The 17,343-nt window shown below is 76.0% G+C and carries 13 protein-coding genes and 1 pseudogene; 9 read left to right on the top strand and 5 right to left on the bottom strand.

What is annotated here, in order from left to right:
* The 6 genes and pseudogenes from ABD879_RS27945 to ABD879_RS27920 form a co-directional block, all read left to right on the top strand.
* Positions 1–1,038: pseudogene (locus ABD879_RS27945) on the top strand (hypothetical protein); the annotation flags it as partial.
* A 3-nt stretch (positions 1,039–1,041) separates the two neighbouring features.
* On the top strand, positions 1,042–2,772 hold the full coding sequence (locus ABD879_RS27940) for a TRAFAC clade GTPase domain-containing protein (protein WP_345024638.1): 1,731 nt from the start codon (positions 1,042–1,044) through the stop codon (positions 2,770–2,772).
* Positions 2,773–2,905: 133 nt separating this feature from the next.
* The gene (locus ABD879_RS27935) at positions 2,906–3,517 is read left to right on the top strand and encodes a malonic semialdehyde reductase (RefSeq protein WP_345024637.1); all 612 of its coding nucleotides are present in this window, start codon (positions 2,906–2,908) and stop codon (positions 3,515–3,517) included.
* Positions 3,518–3,539: 22 nt separating this feature from the next.
* Positions 3,540–4,793, top strand: coding sequence for a multidrug effflux MFS transporter (locus ABD879_RS27930; protein ID WP_345024636.1), 1,254 nt, complete (start codon positions 3,540–3,542; stop codon positions 4,791–4,793).
* Positions 4,794–4,812: 19 nt separating this feature from the next.
* A complete protein-coding gene (locus ABD879_RS27925) occupies positions 4,813–5,724 on the top strand; it encodes an LLM class flavin-dependent oxidoreductase (RefSeq protein ID WP_345024635.1) in 912 nt (303 codons plus the stop codon).
* Between the two features lie 13 nt (positions 5,725–5,737).
* The gene (locus ABD879_RS27920; RefSeq protein WP_345024634.1) at positions 5,738–6,709 is read left to right on the top strand and encodes a phosphotriesterase family protein; all 972 of its coding nucleotides are present in this window, start codon (positions 5,738–5,740) and stop codon (positions 6,707–6,709) included.
* A gap of 60 nt (positions 6,710–6,769) precedes the next feature.
* Here ABD879_RS27920 and ABD879_RS27915 read toward each other — a convergent pair whose 3' ends face one another.
* Genes ABD879_RS27915 through ABD879_RS27905 form a run of 3 tightly spaced genes read right to left on the bottom strand, consistent with a single transcriptional unit; the run spans position 6,770 to position 9,812 of the window.
* A complete protein-coding gene (locus tag ABD879_RS27915) occupies positions 6,770–8,056 on the bottom strand; it encodes a cytochrome P450 (RefSeq protein WP_345024633.1) in 1,287 nt (428 codons plus the stop codon).
* Positions 8,053–9,018, bottom strand: a complete 966-nt coding sequence (locus tag ABD879_RS27910) for a phosphotriesterase family protein (protein ID WP_345024632.1) — start codon at positions 9,016–9,018, stop codon at positions 8,053–8,055. The genes ABD879_RS27915 and ABD879_RS27910 overlap by 4 nt, the downstream gene beginning before the upstream one ends.
* Positions 9,015–9,812 (bottom strand): phytanoyl-CoA dioxygenase family protein, encoded by a 798-nt coding sequence (locus ABD879_RS27905; RefSeq protein WP_345024631.1) that lies wholly within the window; start codon positions 9,810–9,812, stop codon positions 9,015–9,017. Before ABD879_RS27905 ends, ABD879_RS27910 begins: the two co-directional genes overlap by 4 nt.
* 112 nt (positions 9,813–9,924) lie before the next feature.
* On the opposite strand from ABD879_RS27905, the gene ABD879_RS27900 reads away from it, so the two are divergent.
* The 3 genes from ABD879_RS27900 to ABD879_RS27890 all read left to right on the top strand — a co-directional run bounded on the left by ABD879_RS27900 (position 9,925) and on the right by ABD879_RS27890 (position 13,896).
* On the top strand, positions 9,925–10,857 hold the full coding sequence (locus tag ABD879_RS27900; protein ID WP_345024630.1) for a TIGR03621 family F420-dependent LLM class oxidoreductase: 933 nt from the start codon (positions 9,925–9,927) through the stop codon (positions 10,855–10,857).
* Between the two features lie 87 nt (positions 10,858–10,944).
* On the top strand, positions 10,945–13,224 hold the full coding sequence (locus ABD879_RS27895; RefSeq protein ID WP_345024639.1) for an FdhF/YdeP family oxidoreductase: 2,280 nt from the start codon (positions 10,945–10,947) through the stop codon (positions 13,222–13,224).
* 30 nt (positions 13,225–13,254) lie between these two features.
* Positions 13,255–13,896 (top strand): DUF1707 SHOCT-like domain-containing protein, encoded by a 642-nt coding sequence (locus tag ABD879_RS27890; protein ID WP_345024629.1) that lies wholly within the window; start codon positions 13,255–13,257, stop codon positions 13,894–13,896.
* Here ABD879_RS27890 and ABD879_RS27885 read toward each other — a convergent pair.
* Both ABD879_RS27885 and ABD879_RS27880 read right to left on the bottom strand, forming a co-directional pair.
* The gene (locus tag ABD879_RS27885) at positions 13,893–14,657 is read right to left on the bottom strand and encodes a hypothetical protein (RefSeq protein ID WP_345024628.1); all 765 of its coding nucleotides are present in this window, start codon (positions 14,655–14,657) and stop codon (positions 13,893–13,895) included. The two genes, ABD879_RS27890 and ABD879_RS27885, sit on opposite strands and share 4 nt — an antisense overlap.
* 84 nt (positions 14,658–14,741) lie before the next feature.
* The coding region (locus tag ABD879_RS27880) for a cation-translocating P-type ATPase (RefSeq protein ID WP_345024627.1) at positions 14,742–17,343 on the bottom strand (2,602 nt) is incomplete at its 5' end.

Raw genomic sequence — 17,343 nt, 5'->3', positions numbered from 1 at the left:
GAGCTGGGCGCGGCGGCGGCGGACCGCGCGCGGGGCGGCGCGGCCGACGTCCCGGCGGCGCTCAGGACGTGCCCGCCGCACGCGCTGGAGCCGCTGCTGTCGGGCACGCTGCGGGGCCTGGCCGCGGCCGACGACACCGTCCGGGCGAAGGTGCTCACGGACGCGGCGTGCGACGCGCTGTACGAGCACGGCGCCGTGCTCAGGGGCGCGCCGTCGCAGGTCGTCGCGCTGGTGCTGGCGTCGATCGGGCGCCGCCACCGCGACCGCCGCGTGGCCGTCACCGGCCGGCTCGTCCGGCTGGGCCCCGCCGACGCGGCGCTGCGGGAGATCTGGGAGGCGCCGCCGACGCCCGCCGAGTGCCTGGAGCTGCTCGACGCCCACCCCGACGCGGTCGCCGCGTACGCGTCGCTGGCCGTCCTGCCGTGCCGCGTGTTCGCGCGGGCCGCCGCCCGCGACGCCGCCATCGGGAGCGACGAGCTGACCGCGACGGGGACGCTGCGGCTGGCGGCGGCGGTGCGGGCCGCGCCCGCCGACGGCCACGCCGCGCACGACCCTGTACTGGTGCAGTCCTACGCCGAGGCCGTCTCGTCGCCGCGGCCGCGCGTCGTCGCGCAGGCGCTGGGCACGCTGCTGGCCGGGCCCGGCGGCGGGTCGCGCCTGGCCGAGGACGCGCTCACCGCGGCGGCGCGCAGGCTGGCGGGCCACCGTCCCCGGTTCCGCGCGGCGGTGCTGGCCGCCGCGGACGTCCCGGTGCGGGCGCGGCTGGGCGAGCGCTGGACGGCCGATCTGCCCGACCGGTCCCGCACGGGGCGGTCCCCGCTGCGCGGCGCCGAGATCGCCCAGCGCAACGAGCTGGTCGAGGTGGTGCTGCGGCTGCGGCGGCGCGGGGTGCCCGAGCCGGGGCTGGAGGCGTGGGCGCGGGCGGCGGCCGCCAAGTGGATCTCCGGCCGCCAGCTGGAGGCGTACCTGGCGGCCGAGCCGGAGCTGCGCGCCGTGCTGCGCGATCTGCTCGACGAGCGACGCGCGGGGGGCGGGTGAGCCGTGCATCCGGTCGTCATCCTGCTGCTGCTCGCCGCCTGGGCCGGGGCGATGTGGCTGGGGTTCGTCTTCGTGTTCCCCGTCCTGTTCCCGGTTTCGCTGGTCGTCGCCGGGGGCGTCGCGCTGGGCCTGTACTACCTGCACGCGTGCCAGGCCCTGGCGACCTCCAGCGTCGCCGGTCCGTCGCCGGTGACCGAGCCGGAGGTGGCGTACCGGCACTACCTGCTGGTGCAGGTGTGGCGTGACTGGTGGGCCATAGCCCGCACGGTCGTCCCCCGCATCTGGGTGATGGCCCGCAACGTCGTCGTGTGGCTCACCCGGACGCTGCTGGGCGGTCCCTGGGGGTATTTCACCTTCCCCGTGTGGCTGGCCCTGTGCGCGGGCATCGTGGCCGCCGCGCTGCCCGCCGCCGCCCTGGGCGTGGTGTTCTCCGTGCTGTACGCGGTGGTGGCCGCCGTGGGCCTGTCGGGCTGGCTGGTGTGTGTGCTGGTGCTGGCGGCGGTGGAACGCGGGTTCATGGCCTACGGGCGGATCCTGCAGACCTGCCCGCACCCGTTCTGCTACGAGAAGATCGCGCTGCCGGTGTACGAGTGCCCCGGCTGCGGGGTGCGGCATCCCCGGCTGGCCCCGGGGCGCGCGGGCGCGTTCCGGCACGTGTGCCGGTGCGGGGCGCGGCTGCCGACGACGGTGCCTCTGGGCCGGTTCCGCCTGGCCGCGTACTGCCCCCATTGCGGGGGGCGGCTGCCCGAGCGGATCGGACGCGTCCGCGTGGAGCCCCTGCCGTTCGTGGGCGGCCCCGCGGCGGGCAAGACCACGTTCATGTTCCTGGGCATCCGGGCCCTGCACGCCCGGGCGCGCGCGGTGAGCGGGCGGCTGGCGTTCGTGGAGCGGCGCCACGCCGAGGCGTACGCGGGCGCCATCCGGGAGTTCGGGCGCGGCGGCCGCCCCGCCAAGACCGGCCCCGAGCTGCCGCTGGCGACCATGGTGGACGTGGACCTGCCCGGCGGGGCGCGCCGCATCCTGTACCTGTTCGACCCGGCGGGCGAGCACTACACCGGCGCCACCGAGGTGGAGTCGCTGCGCTACCTGGACCACGGCGAGGCGCTGCTGTTCGTGGTCGACCCGTTCGCGCTGCCGCTGGTGCGCCGGTCGCTGACCGCCGAGGAGCGGCGGCTGGTGGACGCCTCCGCCGCCTCGTCGCAGGAGGACCCCGCCGACACCCTGCAGCGGGTGCTGAACGAGCTGCGGTCGCGTCCCGACCGGGGCCGGCAGAAGCGCGTCGCCGTCGTCGTCACCAAGACCGACCTGCTGGAGCGCACCGGGATCGGGCAGGGCGCCGGCGGCCCGCAGGACGCGGTGCGGCGCTGGCTGGAGGGCGTGGGCCTGGGCAACATCATCCGCGCGCTCGACCAGGTGGCCGGGGAGGTCCGCTACTTCGGCTCGGGCCTGCACACCCCGCCCGCCGAGGTGGCCGACCTGCTGAGCTGGGTGGCGGGGCTGCCGGCCGGAGCGCGGGCGCCGCGGGCGGACGCCGCCGACGGCGGCCAGGAAGGCCAGGAGGTGCCGGGCACGGCCCCGCTGCGCGCGCCCTGGCCGGTGCGGGGCCGCGACAGCGCCCGCGTCCCCGTCGGCTACCAGGTGGGGCGGTGGGCGCTGCTGACGGGCCTGTCGGTGCTGACCGTCGCCACGCTCGCCGGGGCGGTCGTGGCGGCGGCCCTGCGCCTGCCCTACTGACCGCCCGCCCCGCGGGCACCGCACCGGCGGCCGGCGGTGTGACGAACCCCACTGTCTGACGCGGCAGATAATCTCGCGCGATCCCGTTACGGGTCAGCAGGAGACGCCGTCGCAGACCACCAGAAGGGGACTCATGACCACCATCGCGCCCGGCAACCCCCTCGTCCTCGACGAGGCGGCGCAGGACCTGCTGTTCCGCGAGGCCCGCACCGCCAACGCCTTCACCGACGAACCGGTGACCGAGGAGCAGATCCGCGCGATCTACGAGCTGGTCAAGTGGGGCCCCACCGCCATGAACGGGCAGCCGATGCGGCTGCTGCTGATCCGCTCCCCCGAGGCCAAGGCGCGGCTGCTGCCGCACATGGCCGAGGGCAACCGGGCCAAGACCGCCGCCGCGCCGCTCACCGCGATCGTCACCGCGGACGGCGACTTCCACGAGCACCTGCCGACCGTCTTCCCGCACCGGCCGGGCGCCCGCGACGCCATGGCCGCCAACCCCGGCCGCCCGAACGTGGCCCGGTTCAACGCCGCCATCCAGCTCGGCTACCTGATCGTCGGCATCCGCGCGGCCGGCCTGGCCGCCGGGCCCATGACCGGGTTCGACGCCGAGGGCATCGAGCGGGAGTTCCTGGCCGGGACCGGCCGGCAGGCGATCGCCGTGGTCAACATCGGCCGCCCGGCGCCCGACGCCTACTTCCCCCGCAACCCGCGCCTGGCGTTCGACCAGGTCGTCTCCACCCTGTGAACCGGTCGCCGAGCGAGCCCCCATGTCACGAGCGCAGTCACGTCCCCCCGCCGAGGCGGAGCGCACCGGCGCCGGCCGCCGCGAACCGACCGCCGGACGGCTCCGGACGATCGTCGTCCTCGGCGGGCTGACCGCCGTGGCGCCGCTGTCGGTCGACATGTACCTGCCGGCGCTGCCGCAGCTGGCGGGCGACCTGTCGACCGGCACGTCCACCGCGCAGCTCACCCTGACCGCCTGCGTGTTCGGGCTCGCCCTCGGCCAGGCCGTCGCGGGCCCGCTCAGCGACGCGTGGGGGCGCCGCCGCCCCCTGATGATCGGGCTGGCCGCGTACGCGGCGGCGTCGCTGCTGTGCGTGGCCGCGCCCAACGTGCAGACGCTGATCGCGCTGCGGCTGGTGCAGGGCATGGCGGGCGCGGCGGGCATCGTCATCGCCCGCGCGGTCGTGCGGGACCGCTACGACGGGGTCGCCGCGGCGCGGTACTTCTCGACGCTGATGCTCGTCAACGGGCTGGCGCCGATCCTGGCGCCGGTGCTGGGCGGGCAGCTGCTGCGGGTGACGCCCTGGCCGGGCGTGTTCGCCGTGCTGGCGGGCATCGGCGTCGCGCTGCTGCTGGCGGCGCTGGCCTGGCTGGAGGAGTCGCTGCCGCCGGAGCGGCGCGCGGCCGGCGGGCTGGGCGCCACGCTGCGCACGTTCCGGTCGCTGCTGGCCGACCGGGCGTTCACCGGGTACACGGCGGCCCTGGCCCTGTCGTTCGCGGCGATGTTCGCCTACATCTCCGGGGCGCCGTTCGTGCTGCAGGACGTGTTCGGCCTGTCGCCGCAGGCGTTCAGCGCGGTGTTCGGCGTCAACGCGCTGGGCATCGTGGCGGCCGGGCAGGTCGGCGGGCGGCTGGCGGGGCGGGTGCCGCTGCGGCGCCTGCTCGGCGCCGGCCTGGCGGTCGAGGCGGCCGGCGCCGTGGCCCTGGTGTCGGCGGTGCTCGCCGGGGCGGGCCTTGCGGCCGTGCTGCCCGCGCTGTTCCTGCTGGTCGCGGCGCAGGGCCTGATCCTGCCGAACGCCACGGCGCTGGCGCTGTCGGGCCGTCCGCCCCAGGTGGCGGGCAGCGCGTCGGCGCTGATCGGCGTCGGGCAGTTCGCCGTCGGCGGGGCCGTCGCGCCGCTGGCCGGGATCGCGGGACCGGACACCGCCGTGCCGATGGCGGTGACCATCGCGGTCGTCGCGGCGGGCGCCGTGGCCGCCGCGGTCGCCGCCCGGCCGAGGATTGCCTCGCCCGGCTGACCGGCCGTACGGTCGGAAGGTGATCATCCGCATCGGCTTCGCGCCGCCGCTCGGCTCGGATCTTCCGCCCGACGCCCTGGCCGCGCTCGTGCGCGGCCTGGAGCGGGAGGGCTTCGACTCGCTGTGGGTCAGCGAACGCGCCACCGGCCCGGCCGGGGATCCGCTGGTCACCCTGACCTACGCGGCCGCGCTCACCTCCCGGCTCAAACTCGGCACCGCCGTGCTGGCGCTGCCCGGGCGGCCGCCCGCGCTGCTGGCCAAGGAGCTGGCCACCCTCGACCGGCTGTCGGGCGGGCGGCTGCTGCCCGCCGTGGGCCTGGGCATCCGCCACCCGGGCGAGCAGCAGGCGTTCGGCGTGCGCCGCGAGGAGCGCGCCGCGCTCCTGGAGGAGGTGCTGCCGCTGCTGCGGCGCTTCTGGGCCGAGGACGAGGTCACCCACGAGGGGCCCCGCTACCGCTACGAGCGGCTGCGGATCCTGCCCAAGCCCGCCGCGGGCGGCTTCGACGTGTGGATGGGCGGTGCGGCCGACGCCGAGCTGCGCCGCGCCGGGCGCCTGGCGGACGGCTGGCTGGCCTCGTTCGTCACGCCCCCCGACGCCGAACGCGGCCGCAAGACCGTGCAGCGGGCCGCGGCGGAGGCGGGCCGGCGGATCGACGAGGAGCACTTCGGCGCGGTCGTCCCGTACCGGCGCGGCCCGCTGCCGCCCGCGGCCGAGGAGCGGTTCGCCCGGGTGCGCGCCATCCGCGGCCCGGCCCCGCTCGGCTCGGTCATCCCCACGCTGGAGGAGGCCGCGGCCCATCTCGGGCGGCTGATCGGCGCCGGCCTGTCGAAGTTCGTCCTGGTCCCGCTGGACGCGCCGGACGACTGGGACGCCGAGCTCGCCGACGTCCGCGACGCCGTCCTGCACCTACAGCACCGACCGGGTATGTGACCAGGAGGAGTTCATGTCAGCAGTCGAGACCGTGCGCGGACCGGTGGACGTCGCCGACCTCGGCCGGACGCTGATGCACGAGCACGTGTTCGTGCTGTCCGCCGAGTCCGCGGCCGACGGGGCCTGGTGGGACGAGGAGGAGCGCGTCGCCGACGCGGTGGCCCGGCTGCGCGAGCTGCGCGACCTGGGCGTCACCACGATCGCCGACCCCACCGTGTGGGGCCTGGGCCGCTACGTGCCGCGCATCCGGCGGATCGCCGAGCAGGTGCCGGGCCTGAACATCATCGTCGCCACGGGCCTGTACACCTACAACGACGTGCCGTTCCGCTACCTGCACCGCGGCCCGGGCGAGCTGCTGGACATGCCCGAGCCGATGGTCGGCGACTTCGTGCGCGACCTGACCGAGGGCATCGGCGACAGCGGCGTCAAGGCCGCCTTCCTCAAGTGCGCGGTGGACGCCCCCGGCCTCACCCCCGGCGTGGAGCGCGTGCTGCGCGCCGTGGCCGCCGCGCACCGCGAGACCGGCGCCCCGATCACCGTCCACACCCACAGCCCGAGCCAGGCGGGGCGTCCCGTGCTGGACCTGCTCCGCGCGGAGGGGGTGGACCTGACCAGGGTCGTGGTCGGGCACGCCGGCGACAGCAACGACCTGGACTACCTGACCGCCCTGGCCGACACCGGCGCCGTCCTCGGCATGGACCGCTTCGGGCTGGACATCCTCAACCCCACCTCCGACCGGGTCGCCACGGTCGCCGCGCTGTGCGAGCGCGGCTACGCCGACCGCATGGTGCTCAGCCACGACGCCAGCTGCTTCATCGACTGGTTCGGCCCCGATCCGGAGAGCGTGCGCAAGCTGGCGCCCAACTGGCACTACCGGCACATCAGCGACGCCGTCCTGCCGGCGCTGCGCGCGGCCGGGGTCACCGACGCCCAGATCGACCAGATGCTCGTCGAGAACCCGCGCCGGTACTTCTCCGCCCGCTGACCGTCCCTCCCCCGGGCGGCGCAGGCCCGGTCTGCGCGGCAGGCGCCCCCTCCGGGGCGCTCACCACTCGACCTGGAGGGCCGTCAGGCCGCGGCCGACCAGGCTGCGGTGGTAGGCGACCCGCTGGGGCGGCAGGCGCAGGCCGGGCAGCCGGGCGGTGAGCCGCTCGAACGCGATCCTCATCGTCAGGCGGCTGAGCGCGGCGCCGACGCAGTGGTGCACACCGTATCCGAACACCAGGTGGTCGCGGGCGTTGGCGCGGCGGATGTCGAACCGCTCGGGGTCGGGGAAGACGGTCTCGTCGTGCCCGGCGGAGTCGGCGTGCAGCAGCACCTGGGCGCCCGCCGGGATCGTCACGCCGTGCAGGGTGACGTCGGCGGCGGCGGTGCGGAAGCTGCCGAGGCTGGCGCCGTCGATGCGCAGCGTCTCCTCCACCATGCCGGGGATCAGCGACGGGTCGTCCAGCAGCGCCTCCCAGCCGCGGCGTTCGCGCAGCAGCCGGTAGAGGGCGTTGGACAGCCCGTTGGGCACGGTGTCGTTGCCGCCGAGCAGCAGCGCGCTGATGGTCTCCACCACCTCCCGGTGCGACAGGACGTGCGGGACGAGCCCGGCCAGCAGCGACACGAAGTCGTCGCGCGGCTCGGCGCGGCGCTCGGCGACCAGGCGGTCGAGGTAGTCCAGGTAGCCGAGGAAGTCGCGGGCCAGCTCGCGCTGCCGGTCGGGCGGCTGCGGCGACAGGAACAGCTGGAACCACGACCGCACCCACCGCTTCACCCGCTGCCCGTCCTCGGGCGGGACGCCGATGAACGCCGCGGCCAGCCGGGCGGACGGCGGGTGGGCCAGGTCGGCGACGAAGTCGGCGCGGCCCGCGGGCAGCACCGCGTCGACGGCCGCGTCGACCTGGGTGCGGAAGGCGTCGCCGAGGCGTTCGACGGCGCGGGGCGTGAACGCGCGGGAGATCGCCCGGCGGATGGTCGTGTGCCGGGGCGGGTCGAGGTTGGCGGCGAAGTCGTCCAAGAACGAGCGGTGCTCCCCCAGCATCTCCTTGACCTCGTCGGTGAGGGTGCGGGAGAGGGTGAGGGATCCGACGCTGGAGAACCGCGTGTGGTCGCGGTAGGCGCCGCGCACGTCGTCGTAGCGGGTGAGCACCCACATGCGCAGGTGGTCGCTCCAGAACACCGGCTGCTCGCGGCGCAGCCGCCGCAGGAACGGGTAGGGGTCGGCGACGTGCCAGTCGGCGGTGACGTCGAAGTCCTCGGCGGTGTGCGCGGGATTCGACGCGGGATTCGACGCGGGATCCCGGGCGGGGCCCGGGGCGGGCACGGGGGCGGGCGCCGGGGTGGTCACGGACGGCCTCCGGTGAGGATGTCGCGGGGGTTGACGACGAGCATCTGGTGGATCTGGGCGTCGGTGACGCCCCGCTCGCGCAGCGCGGGCAGCACGTCGCGGGGGATGTGCAGCAGGTGGTAGTTCGGGTGGCGGCGCCGGACGACGTCCCAGTCGAAGCGGTCGTTGTAGCAGTACGAGTCGTGCGACAGCACCATCCGGTCGGCGTGGCCGCGTTCGCACAGGGCGGCGACGGTGGCGACGCGGTCCTCGAAGGGGGTGGTCTCGATGCCGAACCGGTCCATGCCCAGGTACGACCCGGCCGCGATGAGCTCCTCCAGGTAGGCCAGGTCGGTGGAGTCGCCCGCGTGGCCGATCACGACGCGGGACAGGTCGACGCCCTCCTCGGCGAGGATCCGCTGCTGGTCCAGGCCGTTGCGGGTGGACGCCTCGCTGTGCGTGGTGATCGGCACGCCGGTCTCGCGGTGGGCGGCGGCGACGGCGCGGATGACCCGTTCCACGCCGGGCGTCAGGCCCTGCGGCCCGGTGGCGCACTTGAGCATGCCGGCCTTGACGCCGGTGCGGCCGATGCCCTCGGTGATGTCGCGGACGAAGAACTCGGCGAGCCGGTCGGGGCCGCCGAACAGCGTGCCCGGGCCGCGGTTGCCGAAGTAGGCGGGCAGCGCGTCGTAGGTGTACAGGCCGGTGGCCGCGACGATGTTGACCTCGGTCTGCTCGGCGACCCGCCGCACCGCCGGGACGTACCGGCCGAGGCCGACCACGGTGAGGTCGACGATCGTGTCGATCCCGGCGGCCTTGAGCTCCGACAGCCGGGCGGCGGCCGCGCGGGCGCGGGCCTCCAGGTCCCAGCCCTCGGGGATGTCGGGCCAGTTCCACAGGATCTCGGGGCTCAGCCCGAAGATGTGCTCGTGCATCAGCGTGGCGCCGGGGTCGGCGACCGGCCCGCGAACCGTCTCGATCATGCCGTGGGCACCACCGGGAACCAGGGGTGGTCGAACGGCTCGTTCACCTTCAGGCCGAGGCCGTCGGTCTGCCCGTAGGGGGCGCCGGTGTAGAGGGCGGCGGCGTCGAAGTAGGTGGCGGTGAACGACAGGCGGGGGCGGTCGCGCCGGTTCTCCGGGGCGCCGTGGACGACCAGGGCGCTGTGCACGGTGGCGTCGCCGGCCGCCAGGTCGAGCGGTTCGGACAGTTCGAGCGTCTCCAGCCACGGGTGGTCGGCGAGGGCGTCGTCGCCGTCGCGGACGAAGCTGCGGCCGAGCGTGCCGTACCGGTGCGAGCCGCTGTAGAAGCGCAGCGCCCCCATGTCGGCGGGCACGTCGTCCAGGGCGAGCCAGACGGTGAGCATGGCCGAGCGGTCCATCGGCATCCACGGGAAGTCCTGGTGGAAGGCGGTGGCGCCGTGGCCGTCTCCGGCGGCGGGTTCCTTGACCAGCAGGTTGGTGACCTGCAGCCGCACCGCCTCGACCCCGGTGAGCAGGCGGACCGCGCCGCGTCCCAGGCTGGGCGACAGCGCCAGCGCGGCGAACGCCTCGTCGTGGCGGGCGATGTCGCGGTCCTGGCCGAAGGCGCGGTCGACGTAGCCGTTGCGGAAGCGCCCGCGCCGTCCGGCGAGTCGGGCGAGCGCGCGTTCCCGCAGGCCCGCGACGTAGTCCGGCTCGACCAGGCGGGGCAGCAGGGCCCAGCCGTGCTCGCGGAAGCGCGCCGCCTCCTCGTCGGTCACCTCGCGCACCGGTGCGCGCAACGCCGCAGCGCCCATGGGCATCGCCCCTCGCCAACGGAGCCGGGTCCCGTGCAGGCCGGGTCTTGTGCAGGACGGTAACGCCGCCGAAGCTGTTGAGCAAGCGCTTGGTATTCCGGGAGGCCGTCAGATGACCCGTCCGCCCCGTGGTCCCCGCCCGTTCCGGTTCGCCGCCGTGCTGCGCCTGGCCGGTTCCGGCCGGGCCTGGGCGGACAAGGCCCGGCGCCTGGAGGATCTCGGGTTCGCCGCGCTGCTCGTCCCCGACCACCTGGTCGGCCCGCGCCTGGCCCCGGTGGCGGCGATGACGGCCGCCGCGTGCGCCACGTCCCGGCTGCGGGTCGGCACGCTGGTGTTCGCCAACGACTTCCGCCACCCGGCCGTGCTGGCCAAGGAGGCCGCCACCGTCGACCTGCTGTCGGACGGGCGGCTGGAGTTCGGGCTGGGCACCGGCTGGATGGCCCGCGACTACGCCGGCGCCGGGCTGCGCCTGGACCCGCCGGGGGTGCGCATCGACCGGCTCGCCGAGGCGGTCGCCGTGCTGAAGGGGCTGTGGCGCGGCGGCCCGTTCACGTTCGCGGGCGAGCACTACCGCGTGGACGGGCTGGAGCAGGAGCCGCGGCCCGTCCAGCGCCCCGGGCCCCGCCTGATGCTGGGCGGCGGCGGGCCGCGCATGCTGCGGCTGGCCGCCCGCGAGGCCGACATCGTCAATTTCACCCTGCGGGTGCGGGCGGACGGCTCCGGCCCCGACACCGCCGACGGCGGCCCGGACGCCTTCCGCCGCAAGGTCGCGCTCCTGCGGGAGGCGGCCGGCGAGCGCCTCCCGGCCATCGAGCTCGGCACCTCCGTGCTGCGGGTGCGGCCGGGCGCCGCGGCCGCCGCCTGGAGCGCCGCCGCCCCGGACGCGCAGGCCGGCACCCCGCAGGTGCTCACCGGCGACGTCGCCGCCGACCGCGACCTGCTGCTGCGCTGGCGCGAGGAGTGCGGCCTGTCGTACTACGTGCTGCACGACGAGCGCGACCTGGACGCCTTCGCCCCGGTCGTCGCCGCCCTCGCGGGCACCTGATCCTCCGTTCGCCGGACCCGCGCGCCGCCGCCGCCCGCCGGACGTGCGACATTAGATAGAGGTCGGCTGAGCTGGGAGGGCGTGACGATGCCGCGTAAGGCGCCGGTGGACGACTTCGACGACTCGAACCTGGAGGTCGGCAAGCCGAAGACGTGGGCGGCGGGCGTGCCCGGCGTGGCCACCGCGCTGCGCCACTCCTGGGAGCAGATGGGCGCGCGGCGCTCCGCGCTGACCCTGCTGCGCGTCAACCAGAAGCAGGGGTTCGACTGCCCGGGCTGCGCCTGGCCCGAGGGCGACCACCGGCACGTGGCCGAGTTCTGCGAGAACGGCGCCAAGGCCGTTGCCGAGGAGGCCACCACCCGCCGCGTCACCCGCGAGTTCTTCGCCCGGCACACCGTCGCCGAACTGGCCGAGCGCACCGACCACTGGCTGGGGCAGCAGGGCCGCCTCACCGAGCCGATGCTGCGCCGCGCGGGCTCCGACCACTACGAGCCGGTGACGTGGGAGGAAGCGTTCGACCTGCTCGCCCGGGAGCTGAACGCGCTGTCGTCCCCCGACGAGGCCGTCTTCTACACCTCCGGCCGCACCAGCAATGAGGCCGCGTTCGCCTACCAGCTGTTCGCCCGCGCGTTCGGCACCAACAACCTGCCCGACTGCAGCAACATGTGCCACGAGTCGTCGGGGTCCGCGCTGACCGAGACGATCGGCGTCGGCAAGGGCTCGGTGCTCCTGGAGGACCTGTACCGGGCCGACCTGATCTTCGTGGTGGGGCAGAACCCCGGCACCAACCACCCGCGCATGCTGTCGGCGCTGGAGCAGGCCAAGAAGGCGGGCGCGCGGATCGTGGCGGTCAACCCGCTGCCGGAGGCGGGGCTGATGCGGTTCCGCAACCCGCAGCGGCCGTCCGGCGTCGCCGGGCGCGGCACGGCGCTGGCCGACCGGTTCCTGCAGATCCGGCTGAACGGCGACCTGGCCCTGTTCCAGGCGCTCAACCGCATGCTGCTGGAGTCGGACGCGCCGAACGCGCTGGACCGCGAGTTCATCGCCGCGCACACCACCGGGTTCGACGAGTTCGCCGCGCACGTCAAGGCGCTGGACTGGGACGACGTGCTGGAGGCCACCGGCCTGACGCGCGCCGAGATCACCGCGACGCTCGGGGACGTGCTGGCCGCCGAGCGCATCGTGGTGTGCTGGGCGATGGGCCTCACCCAGCACCGCAACTCCGTGCCCACCATCCGCGAGATCGTCAACTTCCTGCTGCTGCGCGGCAACATCGGCAAACCCGGCGCGGGCGTGTGCCCGGTGCGGGGCCACTCCAACGTGCAGGGCGACCGGACGATGGGCATCTACGAAAAGCCCAGGCCCGAGTTCCTGGACGCGCTGGCCGCGGAGTTCTCCTTCGAGCCGCCGCGCCGGCACGGCCTGGACACCGTCGACGCCATCCGCGCCATGCGCGACGGCCGGGTCAAGGTGTTCTTCGGCATGGGCGGCAACTTCGTCCGCGCCACCCCCGACTCGGCGGTGACCGAGGCGGCGATGCGCAACTGCCGGCTCACCGCGCACGTGTCCACCAAGCTGAACCGCTCGCACGCCGTCACCGGGGAGCAGGCGCTGATCCTGCCGACGCTGGGCCGCACCGAACGGGACGTGCAGGCGTCCGGGCCGCAGCTGGTGTCGGTGGAGGACTCGATGGGCATGGTGCACGCCTCCCGGGGGCGCCTGGCGCCCGCCTCGCCGCACCTGCTGTCGGAGGTGTCGATCGTGTGCCGCCTGGCCCGCGCCGTGCTCGGCGAGGGGACGGGCATCGACTGGGCGGCCATGGAGCGCGACTACGACGTGATCCGCGACCACGTGTCGCGGGTGGTGCCGGGCTTCGAGGACTACAACGCCCGGATCCGCCGGCCCGGCGGGTTCACGCTGCCGCACCCGCCGCGCGACGGCCGCCGCTTCCCCACGCCGTCCGGCCGCGCCGCGCTCACCGTGAACGAGCTGGAGGTGCTGCGCGTGCCCGAGGGGCGGCTGCTGCTGCAGACCGTCCGCAGCCACGACCAGTACAACACCACCATCTACGGGCTGGACGACCGCTACCGCGGCATCCGGGCCGGGCGGCGCGTGGTGTTCGTCAACCCCGCCGACCTGGAGGCGCTGGGGCTGGCCGACGGCCAGACCGTCGACCTGGTGTCGGAGTGGAGCGACGGGGTGGAGCGGCGCGCGCCGGCGTTCCGCATCGTGGCGTACCCGACGGCGCGCGGCTGCGCGGCCGCCTACTTCCCCGAGACCAACGTGCTGGTCCCGCTCGACAGCACCGCCGAGGTGAGCAACACGCCCACGTCCAAGTCGATCGTCGTCCGCCTGGAGCGCCGGTAGGGCGGGTCCGCCGGAGGATAAGCTCGGCGCATGACCGACCTCCCCGAGCGGCGCGACCCCCCGCCCGCGGCGGAGCTGCGCGCCTCCGACGCCGACCGCGACCGCGTCGCCGCCGTACTGCGCGAGGCCGCCGGCGACGGCCGGATCAGCATGGACGAGCTGCAGGAACGCCTGGAGGCGGTGTACTCGGCCAAGACCTACGCCGAGCTGGAGCCGCTGACGCGCGACCTGCCGGTCACCGGCAGTCCGGGGCCGCCGGTCCCGCGCGGCGGCGCGCGGCTGGCCACCGGCGAGGAGCCCACCTGGCGCACCGGGATCGGGGTGCTGAGCGGGTTCCACCGGCAGGGCGTGTGGGCCGTGCCGCGGAAGTTCACCGCGTTCGCCTTCTGGGGCGGCGGCAAGATCGATCTGCGGGACGCGCGGTACACCTCGGGCGAGGTCCGCATCCGCGCCGTGGCCGTGATGGGCGGCATCGAGATCATCGCGCCGGACGACATCACGGTGCACGTCAAGGGGCTGGGCGTCATGGGCGGCTTCGACGGGCGGGCCAGCGGCCCGGGCGCCCCCGGCGCGCCCCGGGTGGTCGTCAGCGGGTTCTCGTTCTGGGGCGGGGTGGGCGTCAAGCGCAGGTCCCGCAAGCGCGACCGCGACGAGGACGGCGGCGACGCCTAGCGCGGGGCGAGCTTGCTGCCCGGGTAGGGGCTGAGCAGGGTCTCGCGCCACGGGCCGTCGAGGAACCGCCGGGCGCGCTTGCGCCAGGAGATGAGCCGGTGGTCGGGGGCGACCTCGTCGTCGAGCCCGAGCGCGGCGTCGCGGGCCCGCTGCAGCGCCAGGTGGGCGTCGATGTCGGTGCCCCACAGGACGACGGCCTCGGCGTCGCAGAACTGCACCTCGTACGCGCCGACCAGGCGGTGGCCGTGGTCGGCCAGCAGCGGCGCCCGCTCCTCGCGCACGGCGGCCAGGTAGTCCAGCACCGCGCCGGGCCGCACCCGTACGCTCTCGAACACGTACAGCGGCGCGGCGTACCCCTCGGCCAGCAGGTCGGCCACGGCCGGGCTGCCGGGCGCGGCGCCCAGCGGCCGCGAGTACGCGCCGAAGCGCAGGTCGTCGATGTCGGACAGGAACAGCTCGGGCCGCACGTCGGCGTAGATCTCCAGCATCTGCCGCCAGCCGCCGTCCCAGCCGCCGTGGCAGTCCCACAGCGTCACCACCTTGAACTGGGGGTGGCCGGTGATGCCGACCGCGTAGAACGCGCCGACCAGGTCGATCTCGCGGGACCGGATCGAGGTGCCCGCGGCGAGCTCGGCGGCGCCGGGCGCGCGGCGGTCGTCCTCGCGCTTGTAGCCGGTGAGCCAGCGCAGGTACTCCAGCGGCCGCCGCGAGTCCATCGGGTGGAACTCCACCTCTTCGAGCAGGTAGACGCCGCGGCGCATGGGACCTCCCGAGCCAGCCGAGCGAATGCTTGCTCGGGACCTTAGACACCGCGTTCCCGCCGCGCAAGGCCGGGCGGCCGCGGCCTACGCCTGCGCGGCAGCGGACGCGGCGGCGCCTTCCGGCCCGGCCTCCTTCACCGCGGCCTCCTTCACCGCGGCCTCCTTCACCGCGGGGCCCTTCGCCACGGGCAGGCGGCGCAGCAGGCGCGGGCCGAACACCGAGACGGCGGCGGCCACCGCGGCCGACCCCAGCACCACCGTCCAGGCGGCCGGGCCGAGCGGCACCGACCCGAAGAAGTGGCTGAGGCCCGGCGTCTCGATGACGACGGCGAGCACCAGCACCGAGGCGGCGCAGGTCGCCAGCACGGCCGGGCTGTGCCGTCCCATCTGCAGCGTCTGCGCCAGCTGGGTGATGACCAGGGCGGCCAGGCCCATGGTGCCGGCGCGGCGGCGCCGCCCGGTGAGCCGGCCGATCTGCCAGGCGAGGATGGAGCCGAGCGCGGTGACCAGGCCGCGGGCTGCGATGGCCTCGTGCAGCGGGTCGCCGAACGGGCCGCGGCGGGCCGGGCGCTCGCCGTCGCCGTCGGGCGGCGCCAGCGCCACGGCCAGCGCGGGCATCATGTCGGTCAGCGTGTTGACCAGCAGCAGCTGCCGCGTGCTGAGCGGGGCGCGCCCGCCGACGGCGGTGCCGTACACGGTGAAGGCGATCTCCCCCGCGTTCCCGCCGACCAGGATGGACACCGCGTTGCGCACGCTCTGCCACAGCATCCGGCCCTCCAGCAGCGCCTCGGTGATGCCGGGCAGGTCGCTGCCGGGCAGGACGAGGTCGGCGGCGGAGCGGGCGGCGGCCGAGTCCCCGGCGCTCAGCCCGATGCCGACGTCGGCGAGCCGGATCGCCGCGGCGTCGTTGGCGCCGTCGCCGGTCATCGCGACCACCCGTCCGGCCCGGCGCAGCGTCTGCACGATGCGGACCTTGTGCTCGGGGCCGACGCGGGCGAACACCGACGTGCGGGCGATCCGCTCGGCGCGGTGCCGGTCGCTGAGCCGGTCGAGTTCGGCGCCGGTCAGCACCCGGTCGGCGTGCGGGACGCCCAGCTCGGCGGCGACGGCCTGGGCGGTGGCGGGGTGGTCGCCGGTGATGACGACGACCCGGATGCCCGCCTCGGTGAGCGTGCGGATCGCGGCGGCGGCGTCGCGGCGCGGCGGGTCGGCGATGCCGACGAACCCGAGCAGCGTGAGCCGCTCCTCCTCGAGCGCGGCCCTGCCCTCCTCCAGCCGGGACGCCTCCGGCCGCGCCTCGGCGACGGCCAGCACCCGCAGGCCGCGTTCGGCCAGGTCCCGCACGACGCCCCGGGACCGCTCGCGCCGCTCGGCGGTGAGCGCCGCGGTGCGGGCGCCGGACGCGACGCGGTCGCAGCGCTCCATGACGACCTCGGGCGCGCCCTTGACGACGAGGGCGGGCCGGTCGCCGTCCCATCCGGTGGCGGCGGAGAAGCCGCGGCTGGGCTCGAACGGGGTCTCGTGGACCAGCCGCCAGCCGTCGTCGCCGCCCAGGTGCGCGGCGGCCGCGTCGAGGACGGCGCGGTCGGTGGCGTGGCGCGGCCGCTCCGCGCCGCGCCCCTGCGGGCAGGCGCGCGCGGCGGCGGTCAGCACGCGCCGGCCCAGCGCCGAGTCGAACCCCGCCTCGCCCTCGGGGCCGCTGACGGTGGTGACGCGCAGCCGCCCCTCGGTCAGCGTCCCGGTCTTGTCGAAGCACAGGGTGTCGACGCGGCCCATGGTGCCGAGCGTGCGGGAGCTGCGCACCAGCACGTTGCGGCGCGACAGGCGGCGCGCGGCGGCCAGCTGCGCCACGGTCGCCACCAGCGGCAGCCCCTCGGGGACGGCCGCGACCGCGACCGCCACGCCCGACGACACCGCCTGCCGGACCGACGCGCCGCGCAGCAGCCCGAACGTGCCGACCAGCGCGCCGCTCAGCGCGGTCAGCGGCAGCGCCACGATCATCAGCTCGTTGAGCAGCGCCTGCAGGCGCCTGGGGGCGGCGCCGCGGCCGGCCAGCGCGGCGGCGCGCCCCGCCTGCGTGGCCGCGCCGGTCGCGACGACGACGGCGTAGGCGCGGCCGGTGAGCACGGTGGTGTCCTGGTAGAGCATGCAGGTGCGGTCGGGCAGCTCGGCGCCCGGCACGGCCTCCACCGACTTGGCCACCGGCAGCGACTCGCCGGTCAGGCTGGCCTCGTCGACCTCCAGGTCGTCGGCGGCCAGCAGCCGGGCGTCCGCGGGCACCAGGTCGGAGGGGCCGAGCGCGATGACGTCGCCCGGACGCAGCTCGGCCGCCGGCACGCCGTCGGTCGGCACCGGCTCGCCGCGCCGCACCCGCGGGTCGTCCCACGGCCGCCGGTCGCCGTCCGCGCGGACCCGGCGGACGGGGGGACGCTGGTCCAGCAGCAGCTCGCGCAGCGCCCGCTCGGCCCGCGCCCGCTGCACCCCGCTGATGAGCGCGTTGCCGGCCATGACCCCGCCGACCAGCCCCGCGTCCACCCCGGAGCCGACGACGGCGGACGCGGCGGCGGCCAGCACCAGCACCGTCGTCAGCCGGTCGCGCAGCTCGTGTCCGGCGGCGCGGGCCACGTCGGCGATCAGGCCGCCGCGGCGGCCAGCCCCGCCGGGCAGCGGGACGGGGATCGGCGGG

This window comes from Actinomadura keratinilytica (genome assembly GCF_039539665.1).
Lineage (GTDB): Bacteria > Actinomycetota > Actinomycetes > Streptosporangiales > Streptosporangiaceae > Spirillospora > Spirillospora keratinilytica.
The sequence above is the reverse complement of the archived record's forward strand: the minus strand, read 5'-3'. Positions and strand labels throughout refer to the sequence as shown.